Source organism: Vibrio hannami (genome assembly GCF_029589055.1).
Classification (GTDB): Bacteria; Pseudomonadota; Gammaproteobacteria; order Enterobacterales; family Vibrionaceae; genus Vibrio; species Vibrio hannami.
Window position 1 is genome coordinate 484,733 of sequence record NZ_JARQZP010000007.1, and the last position, 17,353, is coordinate 502,085.

At 45.0% G+C, this 17,353-nt stretch carries 17 protein-coding genes; 7 read left to right on the top strand and 10 right to left on the bottom strand.

Translation table 11 applies throughout. The annotated features are described in order from the left end of the window. Nucleotides 1–4 precede the first annotated feature (4 nt). Nucleotides 5–1,255, bottom strand: coding sequence for a glycolate oxidase subunit GlcF (glcF, locus tag P7F88_RS16635; RefSeq protein WP_277826482.1), 1,251 nt, complete (start codon nt 1,253–1,255; stop codon nt 5–7). A 215-nt stretch (nt 1,256–1,470) separates the two neighbouring features. Between glcF and P7F88_RS16640 the strand changes: the two genes are divergently transcribed. The 4 genes from P7F88_RS16640 to P7F88_RS16655 all read left to right on the top strand — a co-directional run bounded on the left by P7F88_RS16640 (nt 1,471) and on the right by P7F88_RS16655 (nt 7,166). Then, complete coding sequence (locus tag P7F88_RS16640) at nt 1,471–2,871, top strand: FAD-binding oxidoreductase (protein ID WP_277826484.1); 1,401 nt, start codon at nt 1,471–1,473, stop codon at nt 2,869–2,871. 127 nt (nt 2,872–2,998) lie between these two features. Continuing rightward, a complete protein-coding gene (locus P7F88_RS16645; RefSeq protein ID WP_277826486.1) occupies nt 2,999–3,943 on the top strand; it encodes a DUF7973 family transport facilitator in 945 nt (314 codons plus the stop codon). Between the two features lie 23 nt (nt 3,944–3,966). Continuing rightward, complete coding sequence (locus tag P7F88_RS16650) at nt 3,967–5,460, top strand: FGGY family carbohydrate kinase (RefSeq protein WP_277826488.1); 1,494 nt, start codon at nt 3,967–3,969, stop codon at nt 5,458–5,460. Continuing rightward, nucleotides 5,460–7,166 (top strand): glycerol-3-phosphate dehydrogenase/oxidase, encoded by a 1,707-nt coding sequence (locus P7F88_RS16655; protein WP_277826490.1) that lies wholly within the window; start codon nt 5,460–5,462, stop codon nt 7,164–7,166. The genes P7F88_RS16650 and P7F88_RS16655 overlap by 1 nt, the downstream gene beginning before the upstream one ends. 6 nt (nt 7,167–7,172) lie before the next feature. On the opposite strand, the gene P7F88_RS16660 is transcribed toward P7F88_RS16655, so the two are convergent. From P7F88_RS16660 to P7F88_RS16700, 9 genes are all read right to left on the bottom strand, one after another. After that, complete coding sequence (locus P7F88_RS16660; RefSeq protein WP_277826492.1) at nt 7,173–8,138, bottom strand: YhfZ family protein; 966 nt, start codon at nt 8,136–8,138, stop codon at nt 7,173–7,175. 160 nt (nt 8,139–8,298) lie between these two features. After that, nucleotides 8,299–9,858: a SulP family inorganic anion transporter gene (locus P7F88_RS16665; RefSeq protein ID WP_277826494.1), complete on the bottom strand. Its 1,560-nt coding sequence runs from the start codon at nt 9,856–9,858 to the stop codon at nt 8,299–8,301. Nucleotides 9,859–10,074: 216 nt separating this feature from the next. Next, complete coding sequence (locus P7F88_RS16670; RefSeq protein ID WP_277826496.1) at nt 10,075–10,848, bottom strand: heme ABC transporter ATP-binding protein; 774 nt, start codon at nt 10,846–10,848, stop codon at nt 10,075–10,077. Continuing rightward, nucleotides 10,848–11,843: a FecCD family ABC transporter permease gene (locus tag P7F88_RS16675; protein WP_277829207.1), complete on the bottom strand. Its 996-nt coding sequence runs from the start codon at nt 11,841–11,843 to the stop codon at nt 10,848–10,850. The genes P7F88_RS16670 and P7F88_RS16675 overlap by 1 nt, the downstream gene beginning before the upstream one ends. 95 nt (nt 11,844–11,938) lie before the next feature. Next, a complete protein-coding gene (locus P7F88_RS16680) occupies nt 11,939–12,784 on the bottom strand; it encodes a heme/hemin ABC transporter substrate-binding protein (RefSeq protein ID WP_277826498.1) in 846 nt (281 codons plus the stop codon). Further along, nucleotides 12,781–13,209 carry an ExbD/TolR family protein gene (locus tag P7F88_RS16685; protein WP_277826500.1) on the bottom strand — a complete coding sequence of 143 codons (429 nt, stop codon included), beginning with the start codon at nt 13,207–13,209 and terminating at the stop codon, nt 12,781–12,783. The genes P7F88_RS16680 and P7F88_RS16685 overlap by 4 nt, the downstream gene beginning before the upstream one ends. Beyond that, nucleotides 13,206–13,610, bottom strand: a complete 405-nt coding sequence (locus P7F88_RS16690) for a MotA/TolQ/ExbB proton channel family protein (protein WP_277829208.1) — start codon at nt 13,608–13,610, stop codon at nt 13,206–13,208. The genes P7F88_RS16685 and P7F88_RS16690 overlap by 4 nt, the downstream gene beginning before the upstream one ends. Continuing rightward, nucleotides 13,562–13,909: a hypothetical protein gene (locus P7F88_RS16695; protein ID WP_277826502.1), complete on the bottom strand. Its 348-nt coding sequence runs from the start codon at nt 13,907–13,909 to the stop codon at nt 13,562–13,564. Before P7F88_RS16695 ends, P7F88_RS16690 begins: the two co-directional genes overlap by 49 nt. 3 nt (nt 13,910–13,912) lie before the next feature. Then, entirely contained in the window at nt 13,913–14,611 is a 699-nt protein-coding gene (locus P7F88_RS16700) for an energy transducer TonB (RefSeq protein ID WP_277829209.1), read from the bottom strand. 252 nt (nt 14,612–14,863) lie between these two features. Between P7F88_RS16700 and hutW the strand changes: the two genes are divergently transcribed. From hutW to hutZ, 3 genes are read left to right on the top strand one after another with little or no spacing between them, the layout of a single operon-like run. Continuing rightward, nucleotides 14,864–16,228, top strand: a complete 1,365-nt coding sequence (gene hutW / locus P7F88_RS16705) for a heme anaerobic degradation radical SAM methyltransferase ChuW/HutW (RefSeq protein ID WP_277826504.1) — start codon at nt 14,864–14,866, stop codon at nt 16,226–16,228. A gap of 13 nt (nt 16,229–16,241) precedes the next feature. Next, nucleotides 16,242–16,763 (top strand): heme utilization cystosolic carrier protein HutX, encoded by a 522-nt coding sequence (gene hutX, locus P7F88_RS16710; RefSeq protein WP_277826506.1) that lies wholly within the window; start codon nt 16,242–16,244, stop codon nt 16,761–16,763. Next, entirely contained in the window at nt 16,763–17,293 is a 531-nt protein-coding gene (gene hutZ, locus P7F88_RS16715; RefSeq protein ID WP_277826508.1) for a heme utilization protein HutZ, read from the top strand. Before hutX ends, hutZ begins: the two co-directional genes overlap by 1 nt. Nucleotides 17,294–17,353: the final 60 nt, after the last annotated feature.

Genomic DNA, 17,353 nt, shown 5'->3' on the forward strand with positions numbered 1-17,353 from the left:
GTGACTAAGCTGGCTTTATAGCTGAGAGTATATCATCGACAACCTCGATCCAGTGCTTAACTGGCTGCTTTGATTCTGATGAAATGTGCGCCTGGCAGCTCGCATTGGATGTCGCTATAAGAGTGGGAGAGTTCAGGTTGAGAGCAGTAATCTTGTTACGCAGCAACTTCTGGCTCATTTCTGACTGGAGAAGTGAGTAAGTTCCGCCTGAACCACAACAAATATGATTATCTTCGCTTTGGGCAATGGTTACCCCGAGTTGATTGAGTATTTTCTCCGGAAGTTCGTGTTTTTCCAGTCCGTGACGTAAAGAGCAGGGGGTGTGAAGAGCTATTTTGCTTTTTGGAGCTTGAGATACGAACGGTGATAGATCTTCGTTTATAAGAATCTCACCAATATTTTTCACCATCTCGCTTAACTTAACTGCTTTATCTGCATATTCCGGTTCGTTTGCCAGATATCGCACATACTCGCTTAACATTAACTCACAGCTTGAAGACAAAGAGGTAATGGCTTCGATACCGTTTTCCACCATAGGCCACCAATTATCAATATTGCTTTTCATCTTAGCTTTTGCACCTTCTGTATCACCAAGATTTACATTTACCGAACCACAACAGCCAGGGATTTCCTGTGTATAGATACCGAGTCTGGCTAGTACGTTGCGCGCTGCTATATTGGTGTTTGGTGTAACCGAAGGCTGAGCGCATCCTTTAAGGATGAGCACGGTTCGCCGGCTGGAAATGGCAGCGTTTATTCTTAAGTCCGTATCAGGCTCTATTCGGCTCTTCTCCTTTTGCGGGATCTTCTTAGCCAGCGGCTCTGGTAATACTGGTGATAGCAGGCGCCCAACCGCGACAACTCTGCTGATGCGTTCCGGGTATGGGATTGTCTGTCGAATAGACCAACGAAGTAGCCGCTCTTTCCATGAGCGCGTTGTTTCTGCTTCGATCATCTCTCTGGCTATATTGACCAAACGTCCGAATTCAATACTGGCTGGGCAAGTTGTTTGGCAGCTTCGGCATGCAAGACATAAGTCCAGATGTTGTTTTTCTTCGGCACTCAGTACCTTGCCTTCTAAAAACGATCGGATGATGTAAATCCTTCCTCTGGGGCCATTATTTTGATCACTTGTCTCTATAAAGGTCGGACAGGTTGCATTGCAGAATCCACGATGCACACACCGTTTAATGATTCCAACCGCCTCTTGTGCAGGTACTGAATCCCGATAGACCTCATTCAATTCAGTAAGCATCTTCCATCCCTCTTAAAGCATGATCACTAGCTAAAAGGAGTACACATTTTAACCAGATGTATGCGTTAGTTCTCGTTTTGAAAATCTTACTTTGACAATACGTCATATTAGATCAATAGTCAAAATATTGATTACTCCAAAAACGGAGTATTAACCGAGAAAAGACAGTTTTTACTATTAATTGGCGCGATCAAAAATTCAGTTAAGAGGGAATTATGAGTAACTATCAACTAACAGCAGCAGCGCTACGTGAAGCGCTTGGTGAACAAAAGGTTTCTACTTTACAGAAGGACCTGGAGGCAAGTAGCCACGATACCTGGCCTTTGATGACAAAGCTTAATTTGATTGGAGAGCATCCAAATAAGGCAGATATCGTAGTCAGAGCAGAAAATGATGACGATATTTGTAAGGTTCTGGATCTGGCAAACCAGGAGAAAGTGCCGGTAACTGTTCGCGCACTTGCTTCTTCAGTGACAGGACAGCCCTTGCCTACTAAAGGCGGTATTGTGTTGGATATTTCCGAAATTCCAAGTAGCTATTCTGTCAACGAAGCAAACATGACCGTAACGGCAACCTGTAGCTTTAATGGTGGTGACCTAGAAGAGCTGTTGAAAAAACAAGGCTGGACAATGGGGCATTCTCCTCAGTCACTTTACCGCTCTACGGTTGGTGGTTGGCTGGCAACACTGGCAACTGGTCAGTTTTCATCAATGTACGGCGGTATTGAAGATTTAGTTGTGGGTTACGACGTGATTCTTGCTACTGGTGAGAAAATGACGTTAAAGGCAAACCCTCGCGCCGCAATGGGGCCGGACTTAAGACAAATCTTCCTAGGCTCTGAAGGCACACTGGGTGTTATCACTTCAGTAACACTTAAGATCTTCCCGATTCAGGAAGCAGAAGCGTTTATGACCTACGCCATTCCTACGGTAAAAGATGGCCTGGCTTTAATGCGTGAAATCGCGGCATCAAACCTTAAGCCTTGTCTCGTACGTTTTTACGATACCGAAGAAGCGCGTCATGCAATGCAGGATAAATCATTCGAGACTCCGGTACTGTTTTTGGGTAGCCGTGGCTTACCAGCAATGGTGGATGCAGAACAGGGAGTTCTTAATCAAATAGCAACTAAACATGGAGGTCAGGCAATAGGTCCAGAAGGCGTTCTTGGCTGGATGGACAGAAGATACGATTTCTCTACGGTTGAGAATCTGCTGGCATCAAAAGGTGGATTTGGGGAAACCATTGAAATTGCTCACAACTGGGATTCTATCCATCCACTATGGGAAGACTTGAAGCAGGCGTTAGACCCATTAGCGGATGAGGTGATTTCTCACTTCTCACATATCTACAATCAGGGTACTTCAATGTACGTCATCCTGTTAGGACAGGAGGAAAGCAATGAAGCTTCAGTTGAAACACTTAAGAAAATATGGAGCACCACGATGGAAGTCTGTATCAAGCATGGTGCTGAACTTTCTCATCATCATGGTGGTGGTTTAGCTCGCTCTCCATACAGTCGACGTTCTATCGGTGAGGCGCATTTAATTCTTAGAAAGCTAAAAGCGGCGCTGGACCCTAACTCAATTCTAAACCCAGGAAAACTAGGTCTGGATTAGATCTAACTTAGGTTTCCGACAGCCTGTACCCTCGAGCTGTTCGGAAACCACTTTTTATGGCTATAACCAATAAAATAAAAAAAGGTTGACGTTGGCCATTTCCAATAACGTGAAAGAGGACAACACGATGGAGAATTTCTTCAATATCAGTGTCATGGGAATATTCGGAGCTGCTGCCGGTGGCTTCCTTGGAGCAACCTTTGGAGGACTGGTTGCATTTGTATTTACCGGAATCGCAATATTAGTTGGTATTGCAGTACTAGTAGGAGGCGGCGACGCCAGCTTCCTGAATCTAATCGGACTTGGACCATTTTTTGGTCCGCATATTTCCTTTGCCGCAGGTGTTGCTGCTGCCGCTTATGCTGCCAAGAAAGGCTGGTTAGAAAGTGGCCGTGATATTGTTACCCCCTTAGTAAGTTTAAGTCGCCCTAGTGTGTTACTTGTTGGTGCAGGTTTTGGTGTATTTGGTTATGTAGTTCAGTCAGTTATCGCATCTATTGATGGAATTGGCGCCAATACAGATTCAGTTGCATTAACCGTTGTTATTTCGGCGGTTGTCGCACGGTTAATGTATAGCGAATGCGGTATTGTAGGTCAGCATTGTGAAGGTAAAAAAGGACTGGATAGATTTAAGACGTGTGAGCAGCATTCGTGGCTTGCTTATCAGGATACATTTGCCATGACAGCATGGTTAGGCATCTTTGTTGGCGCTATGTCTTCTTGGGCTGCACTTGAGCTGTTAAAAGCATACCCAGAAGCGCCCGGAGTAATCCTGGTAGGTTTTGCAATCTCTGCTGTGTCATTGTTATTCCTGGCTATGAATGTACTGGTTCCAGCGACTCACCATATCACTCTTGTAAGCGCAGTTGCTGTATCACTGTTTATGGGCGTGGTTGAGAGTGAAACTACACTAGTAATTATTGGAGCTTTAGCAGGGCTTATCGCCGCGGTTACCGGTCAGCTGTTTGCACGCTTCTGGCTTATTCGGGCAGATACGCATATCGACCCGCCTGCCAGCGCTATCTGGCCTGTTACCTCAGCACTTATCTTTCTTTCAGTTGCTGTTCAATAACCATCACATAAGGGACAAATATTATGGACAAATATATTTTAGTTATTGATGCAGGCACGACAGGTATAAGAGCACTTATTTACAACCAACGCAGCCATATTCTTGCTCAGGCTTATAGTGAGTTTCCAAACTATCATCCTGCTCCGGATCGTGTAGAACAAGACGCAAACGAAATTTGGGATGTGACCCAGAAGATGATCACACAGGCATTGGATAGCTTGTCTATCCGAATGAACGATATTTCTTGTGTTGGCATAACTAATCAGCGTGCAACAAGCGTGGTGTGGGACAGGAATAGCGGTCAACCTATAACCAAAGCTATTGTCTGGCAGGACACTCGAACCGCCGCTCGTGCAGAAGAGCTTTCTGCTGAATGGGGTGAGAAGGTATATAGCCGCACGGGTTGGGCCCTGGCTCCTGTGTACTCTAGCCTGAGCTTAGAGTGGATGATGGGTAATGTTCCATTGATGAAAGAGCGCGCTGAAGCAGGCGAGCTTGCCTTTGGCACCATCGATTCCTGGTTGGTTTACTGTCTTACTGGTGGAAAAGAACATGTTATTAGTGCTTCTAACGCGTCCGTAACCGGTTCTTATGATTTGGTTAATGATGAATGGTACGAAGAGTGGTTGAGTGCTTTAGGTCTACCGCTATCTTTATTCCCTACTGTGGTTGATGATTCAGCGAATATCGGTCTGACAGATGAGCAGGTAATGGGGGGAAGCGTACCAATTTCAGGCTTAATAGCGGACCAACATGCTGCTCTGTTCTCTCAGGAATGTGTTGAGCCAGGCATGATCAAGTGTACTCATGGTACGGGTACTTTCCTCGATATGTTGATCGGTACAGAGCCGAAGATTGATACCGGAAGCGGCATTGTCTGCCAAATTGCATGGCGTAAAGAAGGTAAGACCCATTACGCACTCGAAGGGTATGCAGGTTGTACAGGCTCTGCGGTTCAGTGGCTGCGAGATGGCCTCCAGATCATTGATTCTTCGGCAGAATCAGAAGCAGTTGCTGGCAAAGTTGATAATAACGGCGGTGTCTATTTTGTTCCCGCACTGACGGGCTTATCGGCACCATATTGGGATTCTTACGCTCGCGGCACTATCTTAGGTGTTTCTCCGGGCACCACTCGTGGTCATATCGTTCGTGCAACTCTAGAGGGTATCGTTTATTCGGTTCGTGATTTTGTTACTGCGATGCAGGAAATCTCAGGTTATGACATCAAGAGTATTGCTGTCGATGGTGGTGCCTCGAAGAACGATCTGTTGGTACAGTTCCAGGCAGACCAGCTAGGTGTTGATGTTATTCGTCCGCGCAACGTAGAAGCAACTAGCCTTGGTGCTGCATTAATGGCTGGACTAGGTGTCGGTTTGTGGAAGTCGGAAAAAGAAGCCTTTGCAATTGGCAGAAATAAGAAAGTCTTTTCGCCACAAGCAGACGAAACGGTTCGCGATCAGCAGTATAAAACCTGGAAGAAGGCCGTTGAACGCTCACGGGAATGGAGTAAAGAGTAATGAGAAGAGCAAGTTTACAGCAACTAGAAGGTGTGACGTTTGATCTCGTTGTCGTAGGCGGAGGTATTACGGGTGCCGCGATTGCCCGTGATGCCGTCCTTCGGGGTCTTAAAGTGATTCTGGTTGAGAAGGAAGATTTTGCGTCTGGTACGTCAAGTCGTTCGTCTAAGCTGATTCATGGTGGTTTGCGTTATCTTGAAACTTATCAGTTTGGTTTGGTAGCGGAGTCGGTTAGAGAGAGGGAGCTTGCCTTGCGGCTTGCTCCTCACCTGACTAAGGTGCAGCCATTCTTGTATATGTTTTATGACAATACGCCTGATAAAAAATGGTTGCTGAATCTTGGGCTGACTTTCTACGACTTTGTATCTGGCAACTGGAACAAGCGTCGTCACAAAATGCTTAGTAAAGAACAGGTGCTTCAAAGGCAGCCTCAGTTCAGAGCTGATGGTTTGCTCGGTGCGGCGATGTTCTATGACGTTTCGACGGATGACGCCCGAGTTACTATCGATACGGTAAAAAGCGCTGCAGAGCATGGCGCTCAGGTGCTTAATCACTGTGAGGTGACAGGTTTAACGTACAGCGATAATAAGTGCGATGGTGTTCAGGTCAGAGATACACTAACTGGCCTAGAGCAAGTGATTAAGGGCCATTACGTAGTAAACTCAACCGGGCCATGGAGTGATAACGTCCTGCGCTTTGAAAAGCCTGACTCGAAGGTGCTAAGGCCAACCAAAGGGGTTCACATTGTCCTGCGCAAGAAGGACTTCCCTCTGCATTCAGCGATCTTTATGCGTTCGCCGGATGATGGAAGGGTGGTATGGCCGATTCCTTCTACTCAGGATGATCGCGTATTTATCGGGACAACGGATACGACCTATGAAGGTGATCTGAATGATGTTCATCCTGAAAAAGAAGACATCCGTTATCTGCTTAATGTAGCAAATCATCTGATGCCGGAAGCCAAGCTTACGGAAGATCACGTTATTGGTTCATGGGCTGGCTTACGTCCGCTTATCGCGCCTAAAGATGACCTTAACAACAGCAAAACACCTCGAGAGCACCAGATTATGCAAAGTGATTCGGGTATCTTCTCGATCATCGGAGGTAAGCTGACCAGTAATCGGGTAATGGCTAAGCAGTTACTGGATGCTGTGGTTAAGCATGATCAGTACAAATATCTGGCTCCCGATCTAGCGCCTTATAGCGCGAGTAAAATCGGGATCTCAGGTGCGCAGTCTGAGCCTGATAAATCATTAACGAGTAAAAAAACTTACTCTAAGAATATGGTGGTTTCAGGGCTTGAAACCAAAGGCATCCCAACAAAGATCGCCTTGGTCTGGGCATCAAGATATGGCTACAACGCGTTTAAAGTTGCTGAATACTGGATAAACGATAAACGCCTTCGTACGGTGCTGTCCAAGCGTGGTCTTACTGCAGCAGAGATTCACTATTGTGTTAAAGAAGAAGCGGCCTGCTCACTGAAGGATGTGCTAGTGAGACGTACCTCTGAGTTCTTCTGGGACAATAAGGGCGGCCTGGACAAGGTTGGGCTGATCGCTCAGGAAATGCAGGAGCTTCTTGGCTGGCAAGAAGAAGAGAAGCTCAACCAGATCGATGCCTATTATGATTTGGTATGCAAACATAGACCTGTACATGTCGAAAAGCCTCAACTAGAGGTTCAGGCAACAGAGCTTGTGGAAGAGTAAACGTTGCTAGCCAAAATCAGTCAAAAGCTTTCGTGTAAGGATCTTCCCCGGCGAAAGCTTTTTTTGTTGGTTGATAATCTCTTTGTCATCCAGTTCTTTTAACAGTGAAGCCAACTCAGGTCGATGTGGGTTAATTACAAAAGCGGCTGCCGACAAACTTTGATGTAACGCTATAGCAGAGTCATTAGTAAATTGAGAGGCTTTTAAACCAGAAAGCGTAAGCGGAACTGGGCTAGAAGTGATGTGCCACAACCCTGCATCCACTTCTTTACGCAGCACTCTGGCCGGGATCTGACGGAAATCTGTTTCGGTATACTGGTATCCCTTATCCATCGGAAATTCAGCTTCGGTAATTCTTGTGTGGTCAGAAGAGTTATGATCGATAGCTATATTTTTCCACTTGTCTGCATCTTCTGAAGTTCGCGAGACAATCACCAGCCGATTCAGGGAGTAATAGGTGTTGGGCTCCAGGATCTTAACCTGTCCCTCGGTCAGCTCGTTTTGCATATTTTCGTATGCACCCTGAGAAACCAAAGCGATATCAAACTTACCATCTATAACTTGCGCAATACGGTTTTCGCCACCTGGCTCATTTGAAATAAAGTAAGGAATATTTAGCTGGCTGAGTTTACTGGTGATGTTTTTTATCAGTATGTCGATTTCTATCGAGCCGCTACTTGGCATCAGTAGCTGTACTGGCTTTAGTTTCGCCATACTCCAGCACAAACCCGTATCCATATCGGTAATTACTCGGCCCATATGGCCTTTTGAACGGGTAATCAGCGCGCCACTGTTTTTTAAAGAAGTCAGTGCCCTCTGAATGGTGCCCGCCACAATACCGTACATCTCATGCAGCTGAGTATTGGTAAGGAGCTTTCCGTCGACTCCTGCTTGTAGTGCATGTACAACGATATAACGCTTAGCGTTAAGAATAGCTTGCTCTTGATCGGAGACGACTGGTGTTTGAGACATACGAAATTACCAACTAGCGACGTTATCTGGTTGAGATAATAACTTTTTTCCAGGAGTTATTGAAAGTGTGAGATCAAACTTAAATTAAAAAGGCTGCTACGGAGAATATCCGAAGCAGCCTTTAACTCATTAAGCTGGAATGTTTTTGTTTCGAGTTGGTTTAACCCGCTAAAACATCGGTAGCAACTTTATAGCTTGGGTCTTCTTTCACGTTAATCTCTACCAGGCTGCCAGCTTTCTCAAGCAATGTACGGCAATCCGGGCTCAGGTGGCGAAGATGAAGTGTCTTGCCCTGAGCTGTGTAACGTTCAGCCAATGTTTCAATTGCTTCAATCGCAGAGTGGTCTGCTACGCGTGAATTGGCGAAATCTACGATTACGTCTTCTGGATCGTTTGGCGCATCAAATAGCTCAAGGAAGTTAGCTGCCGAACCGAAGAAGATTGGGCCGTTAATCTTATATACTTTCGAACCTTCAGCATTCAACTGGCTGCTCGCATAGATGTGCTTTGCGTGCTGCCATGCAAACATAAGTGCAGATGCAATAACACCAACCACAACCGCTACCGCGAGGTCAGTCATTACCGTTACGACTGTTACAAGTACGATAACGAAGAAGTCTTGTTTAGGTACACGGCGTGCCAGTTTAAAGGTTGCCCATTCGAAGGTGCCGATAACAACCATAAACATAACACCAACAAGTGCTGCCAGCGGAATCATCTCGATAAGGCTTGATGCGAACAGGATAAAGCAAAGTAGGGCGATAGCAGCAACGATGCCAGAAAGGCGTCCGCGACCACCTGAGTTTACGTTGATCATAGACTGACCAATCATCGCACAACCACCCATAGCGCCGAATACAGAACAGCTTAGGTTTGCAAAGCCCTGACCAACACATTCACGGTTAGCTTGACCGCGAGTATTTGTCATTTCATCTACAACTGTCAGTGTCAGTAGTGATTCGATAAGACCAACCGCTGCTAGAATAACTGCATAAGGTAGAATAATCTGTAGGGTTTCAAGATTGAAAGGTACAGCTGGGAAAGCAAAAGTCGGCAGGTTACCTGCCAGTGTTGCTGCTTCGTCACCAGACATAGTACGAAGGAAATCAACTACAGTACGGGTATCCAGTCCAAGAAGCTGTACCAGAAGTGTTACTGATACAATCGCAACCAGCGATGAAGGTACAGCAGTGGTGAACTTAGGAAGGAAGTGGATGATTGCCATCGTTAGTAGGATTAATCCGCCCATCACAAGCATCTGGCCTGTTGGTAGCCAGGTAAGTACACCGTTGATATCCGGAGCTTTAAATTGTCCTAACTGAGCAAGGAAAATAACAATAGCTAAGCCGTTTACGAAACCGATCATAACCGGGTGTGGAACCATACGGATAAATTTACCCAGTTTGAATATTCCGGCACTCACCTGGAAAATACCCGCCAGCATAACCGCCGCGAATAGATACTGGACACCGTGCTCCATTACAAGGCTAACCATTACAACAGCCATTGCACCAGTTGCACCAGAGATCATACCCGGTCGACCACCAAAGATGGAGGTTACAAGGCCAACGATAAAGGCAGCATATAGGCCAACCATAGGGTCTACGCCTGCAACGAATGCAAAGGCAACGGCTTCTGGAACCAGTGCTAGCGCAACTGTCAGGCCAGATAAGATGTCATTCTTGGCAGAATGATTGGAAAACTTCGGAAATTCAAACATTTCGGCTCATTATTTAGCTTAAATAAAAGGTATTCCAACCTCTGTGTTCATAAAGCTAAAAAGGGGGCTAACAGAGTGCTTTAAAAACAAGTGTGATCGGAAGCTCAGTAACGACGCGCATGCTACAGAAAAGTGTGATTGAGTTCAATATTAAGCCGTTTTATTCGAGCTGAGAATTAAATAAAAGCGAGAAATAATATTATCTCCCGCTATAAATTAGCTCAAAATTACAGGATGAGACTCAGTCGGGTGGCTTATGATTTTTACTGGCCAGTGGTAAACGCTGTCGATGATCGTTTCCGTCAGAGTCTCCCATGGAGAGCCATCCGCGACCAGTTTGCCATTATTCAAAATCAATACCCGGTCCGCATATTGAGCCGCCAGGTTCAGGTCGTGGATTACTGCAATAACAGAAGCTCCAGACTCGGTAAGCTTCTTTGCTAATGCGAGCGTTCTGTGTTGGTGAGAGAGATCCAAAGCAGATGTTGGTTCATCAAGTAATAGGATCTTTTGCTCGCCACTTTGTTCTATCTGAGTTAGGACCCGGGACAGGTGAACCCTTTGCTTTTCACCACCCGATAGCGTTGGATAGGCACGGTCAGCGAGGTGGGTTATGTCGTTAGCTTCCATATACTTATCAGCAATGGTACTTATCTGTGACTGCGAGGCGTTCAGGGTTAGCCCCCCAAGTTCGACAACTTCCCTAACGGTGAAATTAAACGTAAGCGAGCTTGATTGTGGCAACACTCCGAGATGTTTAGCGATATCGGAAGGTTGCCAGTGTTCGGATGGCTGTCCGAAATAGTCTACCTCACCATTCACTTTCCACTCTTTGGTGATCATTTTTAGCAGGCTACTTTTACCTGCGCCATTTGGGCCAAGAAGAACAGTCAGTTCACCGGAGTTAAACTCAACGGATACATCATCGAGGATAACTTTTTGTCCAAGGGTCAGATTCAGGTTTCTAAGCGAGATACTAGGTACTTGCATTATAGTTTCCCCCTCTGTTTTATCAGTAACCAGATAAAGAATGGAGAACCAATCAGTGCGGTAACAATACCTACCGGCATATCTAACGGTGCGACGACTGTTCGGGCAATCATATCCGCTACCAGCAGTAGTAGTGCGCCGATTATCATAGAAAGTGGAAGCAGAGTTTTGTGGTTTGGTCCGCTTATCATCCTTCCCAGATGCGGAACGATTAATCCGATAAATCCTATAATGCCTGCCAGAGAAACCGTGATTCCTACGCCCGCTGCTGTCAACAAGATCAATCGGCGTTTCAGAGCCTGAACATTAATACCCATATGCTTTGCTTCAGGCTCCCCTAGTAAAAGAGCATTTAGCTTATCTGCGTCCCGATAGAACAGGATAAATAGCACACCAAGACAGATGAATGACATAAGAATGCCTGTCCAGTTGCTACCGGCCAATGAGCCCATTGTCCAGAGGGAAAGATCCCTCAAGGCCTGATCATCGGCAAAATAGTTCATCAACCCCAAGCCTGCTCCTGCCAAAGCACTGATAGCTACACCAGCCAGAAGCATCATAGAGACAGAGGTACCGCTTGTGGTGGTACCAAGTCTGTAAACCATAATAGTGGTCATGGTTCCGCCCAAAAATGCAAAAAGCGGCACGGTTCCAAACAGAAGAAGAGCAGGATACTCCTGAGCCAGACTGCCAAAAAGAACAATGGCTAAGGCGGCACCCAAGGAAGCACCTGCCGAAACACCAATAATGCCCGGGTCTGCTAATGGGTTTCTGAACAGCCCCTGCATCACTGCGCCACACAAAGCCAGTGTAGCGCCTATTGCAACTGCTAAAAGAGTACGTGGAAGGCGCACTTGTTGGATGATCAGCTCAACATGAGGAGCTAGACCGTTATCAGGGTAAATAGCGCCAGGAATAATAGCGGTAAAGCTATCAGACAGAGAGATATCCATAGGCCCAATAGCCACTGATGTGACTATGGCCAAATACAGCATGGTCAGGCCGAAAGGTATCAGAAACTTCACTGATACACGCCCGAGAGATTTTGGTTTAACAGGTTTTGAATCCATTATTTTTATTACTTATTTGATCAATTTGTGCTGAATTCTTTTGAGAATCGTTGATTTAGTTCGCCTGAAAGTTTGATGCTCTCCAGTCCAAATCCGCCAATCAGTGCTGTGCCAGGAATAGGGACAATGTTGCCATTATGACCTGCTGGCGTTGCCATTAGAAGAGGGTATTTTTTAACAATTCCTTGCGCGCCTCCCATAGCATCCCATGTTCGTTGTGAAACCAACAGGTATTCAGGCTTCATTTCGATAATAGATTCTACAGAGATGCTTTTGTATGAACTGAAGCTACTGCTAGCCGGGTTTTCACCTCCCGCCAGTTGAATGATCTTGTCTATTGAAGTATCTGCGCCTGCTACACTAAGCGGTCGGCCACTGGTCATCAAGAGAAACATCACATTGGGGGAATCAGAAAGCTTTTGCTCCTGAAGATATTCGATCTGTTTTCTAGCCTTAGCCTTAATGGATTCTGCTTTCTGTTCAGTGCCAGTCACTTTTGCTACTTTATCAATTCGGGCATACAGGTCTTCAATTTTATCGCCTGATGAGGTTACAACTACGTCAATCTTGCTCTCTTTAAGAACGGAAAGTGTGGCCTCTGGGCCCATCTCATCTGAACCGATTATCACTGAAGGCTGAAGAGCCAGTAACCCCTCTGGTGACAGTTGCCGGTGATACCCAACAAGCGGTAGTTCATCCTGCGTGACCAAAGCTTTACTTGTACTATCTACGGCAACCAACTGATCATTTGCTCCCAAAGCGTAGATTAGTTCAGTAACACTAGAACCTGCGCTAATAATTCGTTCTTTAGCCTGAACCGATAAGGTTGCGAGTAAAAGAGGCAATATGAATGTTATTTTTTTCATGAAGTACTGTCTTCCATTATGATATTAGTTGCGCTGATATTGTTACTCTGCAAAAAAGCGAGGAGTTTAAGCATAGACTCCACATCCGCTTTTTTATCTGCAGCAATAACCAACGTTTTTTTCGGGTTAGCTTTTACCCTTTGGATAAGATTTGAGGAGAAGGCTTCCCAGTTATTGAATGAGTCGCCATCTATCGCCCATCTAGGTTTATCTGCCAGAATCGCAACACTTATGACTGCCTTTTCCGGAGAAGAGAGCACATCTCCGTCTTCAGTTTGAGGTATGTTAATGTCCATGGTGTGGACGCTGATATTGGTGGTTAGTAATAGGAACACCATCACGATAAATACCAGGTCAAGCAGAGGAGTTAGATCCGGAATCACTGAACTTGCCGATGTGTGGGGAGTGCGTCGCGAGCGAATCATGCCGTTTCCCCGGCATTAATTTCGCATACTCCGCTTGATGTTCGAGCACATATAACCTTCGACGGTTTGCTGTCGAGGGTGATGCCTTCAAGATATAAGTTGCAGTGGTTTAGCGCATGCTCAATTTTCCCGATAGAGCGATCTGCCCAGATTTGTAATAGATGAGATCCTGAAATAGCTGGCAAAGCGATGAACAATCCCGCAGCTGTGGTCGACATTGCAAGGCCAAGTCCGCTGGCAAGATCGGATGGGGCAATCGAACCAGAGGTATGTGCCAGATCTTTAAACATCTCAATAAGTCCAAGAACTGTACCTAAAAGCCCAACTAATGGGCTAATCACACCAATAATAGTTAGGAATTTAAGCCCGGAGCTGTATTGTTGGCGTTTTTTTCTAGCCAGATGCTCACAGTATCTTCTCTCAGGGCTTTTTCGAAATGTCGGTGATTGAGCAGCATGATAACGCCTTGTGCCAACGTGTTTTTCTGACTACTTTGCTGCTTGAGCAGTTCATCAAATGCCAGTTTGTTATTGAGGTCGATACTATTAAGGTGATTTATCAACTTACGACTATTGATCCGGGAATTAATGAGCAGATAGAAGCAACGTTCCAAAATGATCAGCATCGCCAAAAGTGACATAGCAGTAAGTGGCCAGGTCATCATGCCTAACTGAGAGTGGATAACCGAAAAAGTTTGCATGTTTTAATCCAGTTTAAAATTTACAGGTATTCGTACTCGGTGGCTTACTGTGTGACCACCTTCTTGATGTGATTTGAATTTCCACTTAGCTACTGCAGCTAAAGCGGTTTTATCCAGCAGTTCATGACCGGATGAAGTGTGAATGATTTGTCTGGTTTGCAGGCCAGATTCATCTAGCCAAATTTCTATAACAACTTTTCCTTCAACCCCACGCTTTCGGGCTACTCTCGGATAGCGAATAGGAGAAGGTTTTGTAGTAAAGCTGGGCTTTTTAATCAGTTTTGGCTGGCTGGATTGTGCCTGTACCAGAGTAGACTCAGATACTTTTTCTACGCTTTTTTGCTCAGGGTCCTTAACTAATTTTATAAGCTCACGCTTTTCTACTACTTGTTGTGGATCTGATTTCTCTACATTCTTCTTAACTGCTCTGTTAGGTGGCTTACTTACGGGTTGTGATTTATTTACCACCTTTTTTTGAATAGGTTTTTTATTCGTTTTCTCAACTATTTTCCGAGTAGGTTCTGTTTTTTTTTGAGGAACTTCCTGATTTTTAGGCTGTGGTTCAATGGTTTTCTTAAGTTTTGGTTTATCTGTTTTTATTTCTTTAGATATCGGCTCAATTTCTGGCCTGGAAATGAACTGGATGTTCACTGAAGCGCCAGGTCTTTGAGTGCTAATAGTGATGGGATTTTGTACTGGCATTGCAGACACTACCATTGCATGTAGCGCAATTGATATCGCTGAAAAAACAATGTATCTGGGAAAATTCAATGCGTAAACCTCGTAGAAAACCAGCTGAAATTAATCTTTATACTGTTCGGAATGATTCGGAATTTAGCACATAACTTAATGAGAATGCAAATGATAATAAATATCAATTGACAATAATTGTAATAACTGCGTAAACTCTGTATCCATTGGTACGTAAGGGTTGTTGGTTAATGGTTAACAATTATGATAAATCAATTGAACATAAATATGAGTGATGAATTGGTGGTGGGGAAAGCGACGCCTGACCCAATTCGTTATGCTTTTGAACGTAAAATTTCAGCTCATGCTGGTGGATGGACTAAGCCAGTCTCACCGGAAAGTACCCAGAGTGTATTGTGCTCTGCTTTGACTGAGAATGAAGTAGTATCAGGTTCGCGTTGTCTCTATGTGCATATCCCCTTTTGTCGTGTTAGATGCACGTATTGCAACTTTTTCCAGAATGCTTCTAGCAGCTCACTAATTGACGAGTATTTTTCTGCTCTTTTGGCTGAAATCGAGTGGAAGTCTAGATTTGACTGGTCCCAGGCAGCTCCGTTCCAGGCTGTTTATATTGGTGGAGGTACGCCGACAGATCTCTCTGCAAAACAACTAAAAATATTAGGGAAAAAACTTAGGGAGTCATTCCCGTTAACTCCTGATTGTGAAATAACACTTGAAGGCAGATTAAACCGTTTTGATGATGAAAAATTCGAAGGTGCATTAGAAGGAGGGTTTAATCGCTTTTCCTTTGGGGTGCAAAGTTTTGATACCAAAGTGCGTCGAGCGGCAAAACGTCTCGATGATCGTGAGTACGTTCAGGAGAGGCTATCTCGCTTCACCAGTTACAACGCTGCGCCAATTGTATTGGATCTGCTATATGGGTTACCGCACCAAACGCTTGAGGTATGGCGTGATGATCTCCAATGCTATCTAGAATCCGGTGCGGACGGTGTCGACCTGTACCAGCTCATTGAGATGAAAGGTCTGCCGATGGAAGCGATGGTTCAGCAAGGTAGATTACCGATGCCGGCAGATACCCAAATGAAGGCGTCCATGTATGAAATGGGCGTAAAATTCATGGCAGAACACTTCCAGCGTCGATTAAGTGTGAATCATTGGGCCTCAGGTAACCGAGAGCGAAGTATTTATAACTCTCTTGCTAAGACCACAGCAGAAGTACTACCACTAGGTTCGGGTGCCGGGGGTAATGTAGGAGGTTTGCAAATGATGCACCACCGAAAACTAGATACGTACATTGAATCGGTTAAAAAGCAGGAGTTTCCTGTTGGCATGGTGTTTAAGAGTTCTGAATCTAAAGAGAGTAGTGCAGCTATCAAATGGAGCTTCGATAAGGGATTGATATCCAGAAGGTATCTTCTGGAGGCTTTGGGCTATGACCTTTTCGAACTGGCTATACCGTTGTTTAAAGCATGGCAAAAGAATGGCTTGGTCGAGCTAAATTCTGATTACGTAAATCTGACACTGGCGGGACAGTTTTGGTCAGTCAATCTTGCTCAGATAATGATAAAAATAATTGAAGATAATAAAGAAAATACGCGTGCAGCGTGAGGAGATAAAAGGAATGTATTTAAGTCGCTCTTTTGAGGAAACATCAAAACTGGTTGAGAATTTTGTAGCCAATGATCCGCATCAGGCTTTGTCGGAAATGGCAAAACAACTTGAGATGAGTGAGGGTGAGGTGACTTTAGCGCTACCGGAGAAGATGGTTAAGCGTGTAGCAGGAGAGCATGCTGAGTCGATTCTGACTCAACTACCAGGTTGGGGAAAGGTGACTACAATTATTCACTCCTTTGGATCTATTTTCGAAGCCAAAGCTCCGTTCCCTAAAGGAAAGAACGCAAGAGGTTATTACAACCTTATGGGTGGGAAAGAAGGTCAGCTTCATGGACACTTGAAGCTAGACTTAGTGGAAAAGATTGCTTTTGTAAGTAAGCCATTCATGGGAGCTGAAAGTTACTATATTGGTTTTTATGACAAAAATGGTGGCTGTATATTCAAGGTATACCTGGGCAGGGATAAAAAACGCCAGTTATTTCCGGAACAAGTGGAGCACTTTAATCAGTTAAAAGGGACGTTGAGTTAATGGATACAAAACAAGAGAGACTTCAAAACCGAGTTGGTCCGGAAGTGGCAGAGTTCAGAGAAACTCAGAAAACGCTGCAACTGGCGACAATCACTCCTTCAGGAGTACCACACGTTAGCTATAGTCCGTTTGTATACCTGCCGGATGGGTACTATATCCTGGTGAGCGACATCGCTCAGCACGGTCAAAATTTACACAATAATAAAAGCATCTCAATCATGATGATTGAAGATGAACAAGATGCAAAAAGCATCTATGCACGGAAGAGATTGAGCTTTGATGCTCAGGCAGTCCACATCGAACGTGGTTCAGAGCCATGGTTAAACGCTATTCAGGCTCTTGAAACTCGGTTTGGTGAGATTGTCAGTAATTTGAGCAACCTCGGTGATTTCAATCTATATCGACTTGTTCCTGAGCAAGGGCGTTTTGTTAAAGGGTTTGGCAAAGCGTTTGAAGTATCGGGCAGCGACATGGTTGAATTTGTTCACCTGAATGAAGGCCATAAAAGTATCAATAAACAGGCCTCCTAACTAAAAACTCAACTTAACGCACTTAGTTAGTGGGCAGGTTTGCTGTCCGCTATAGGCTTC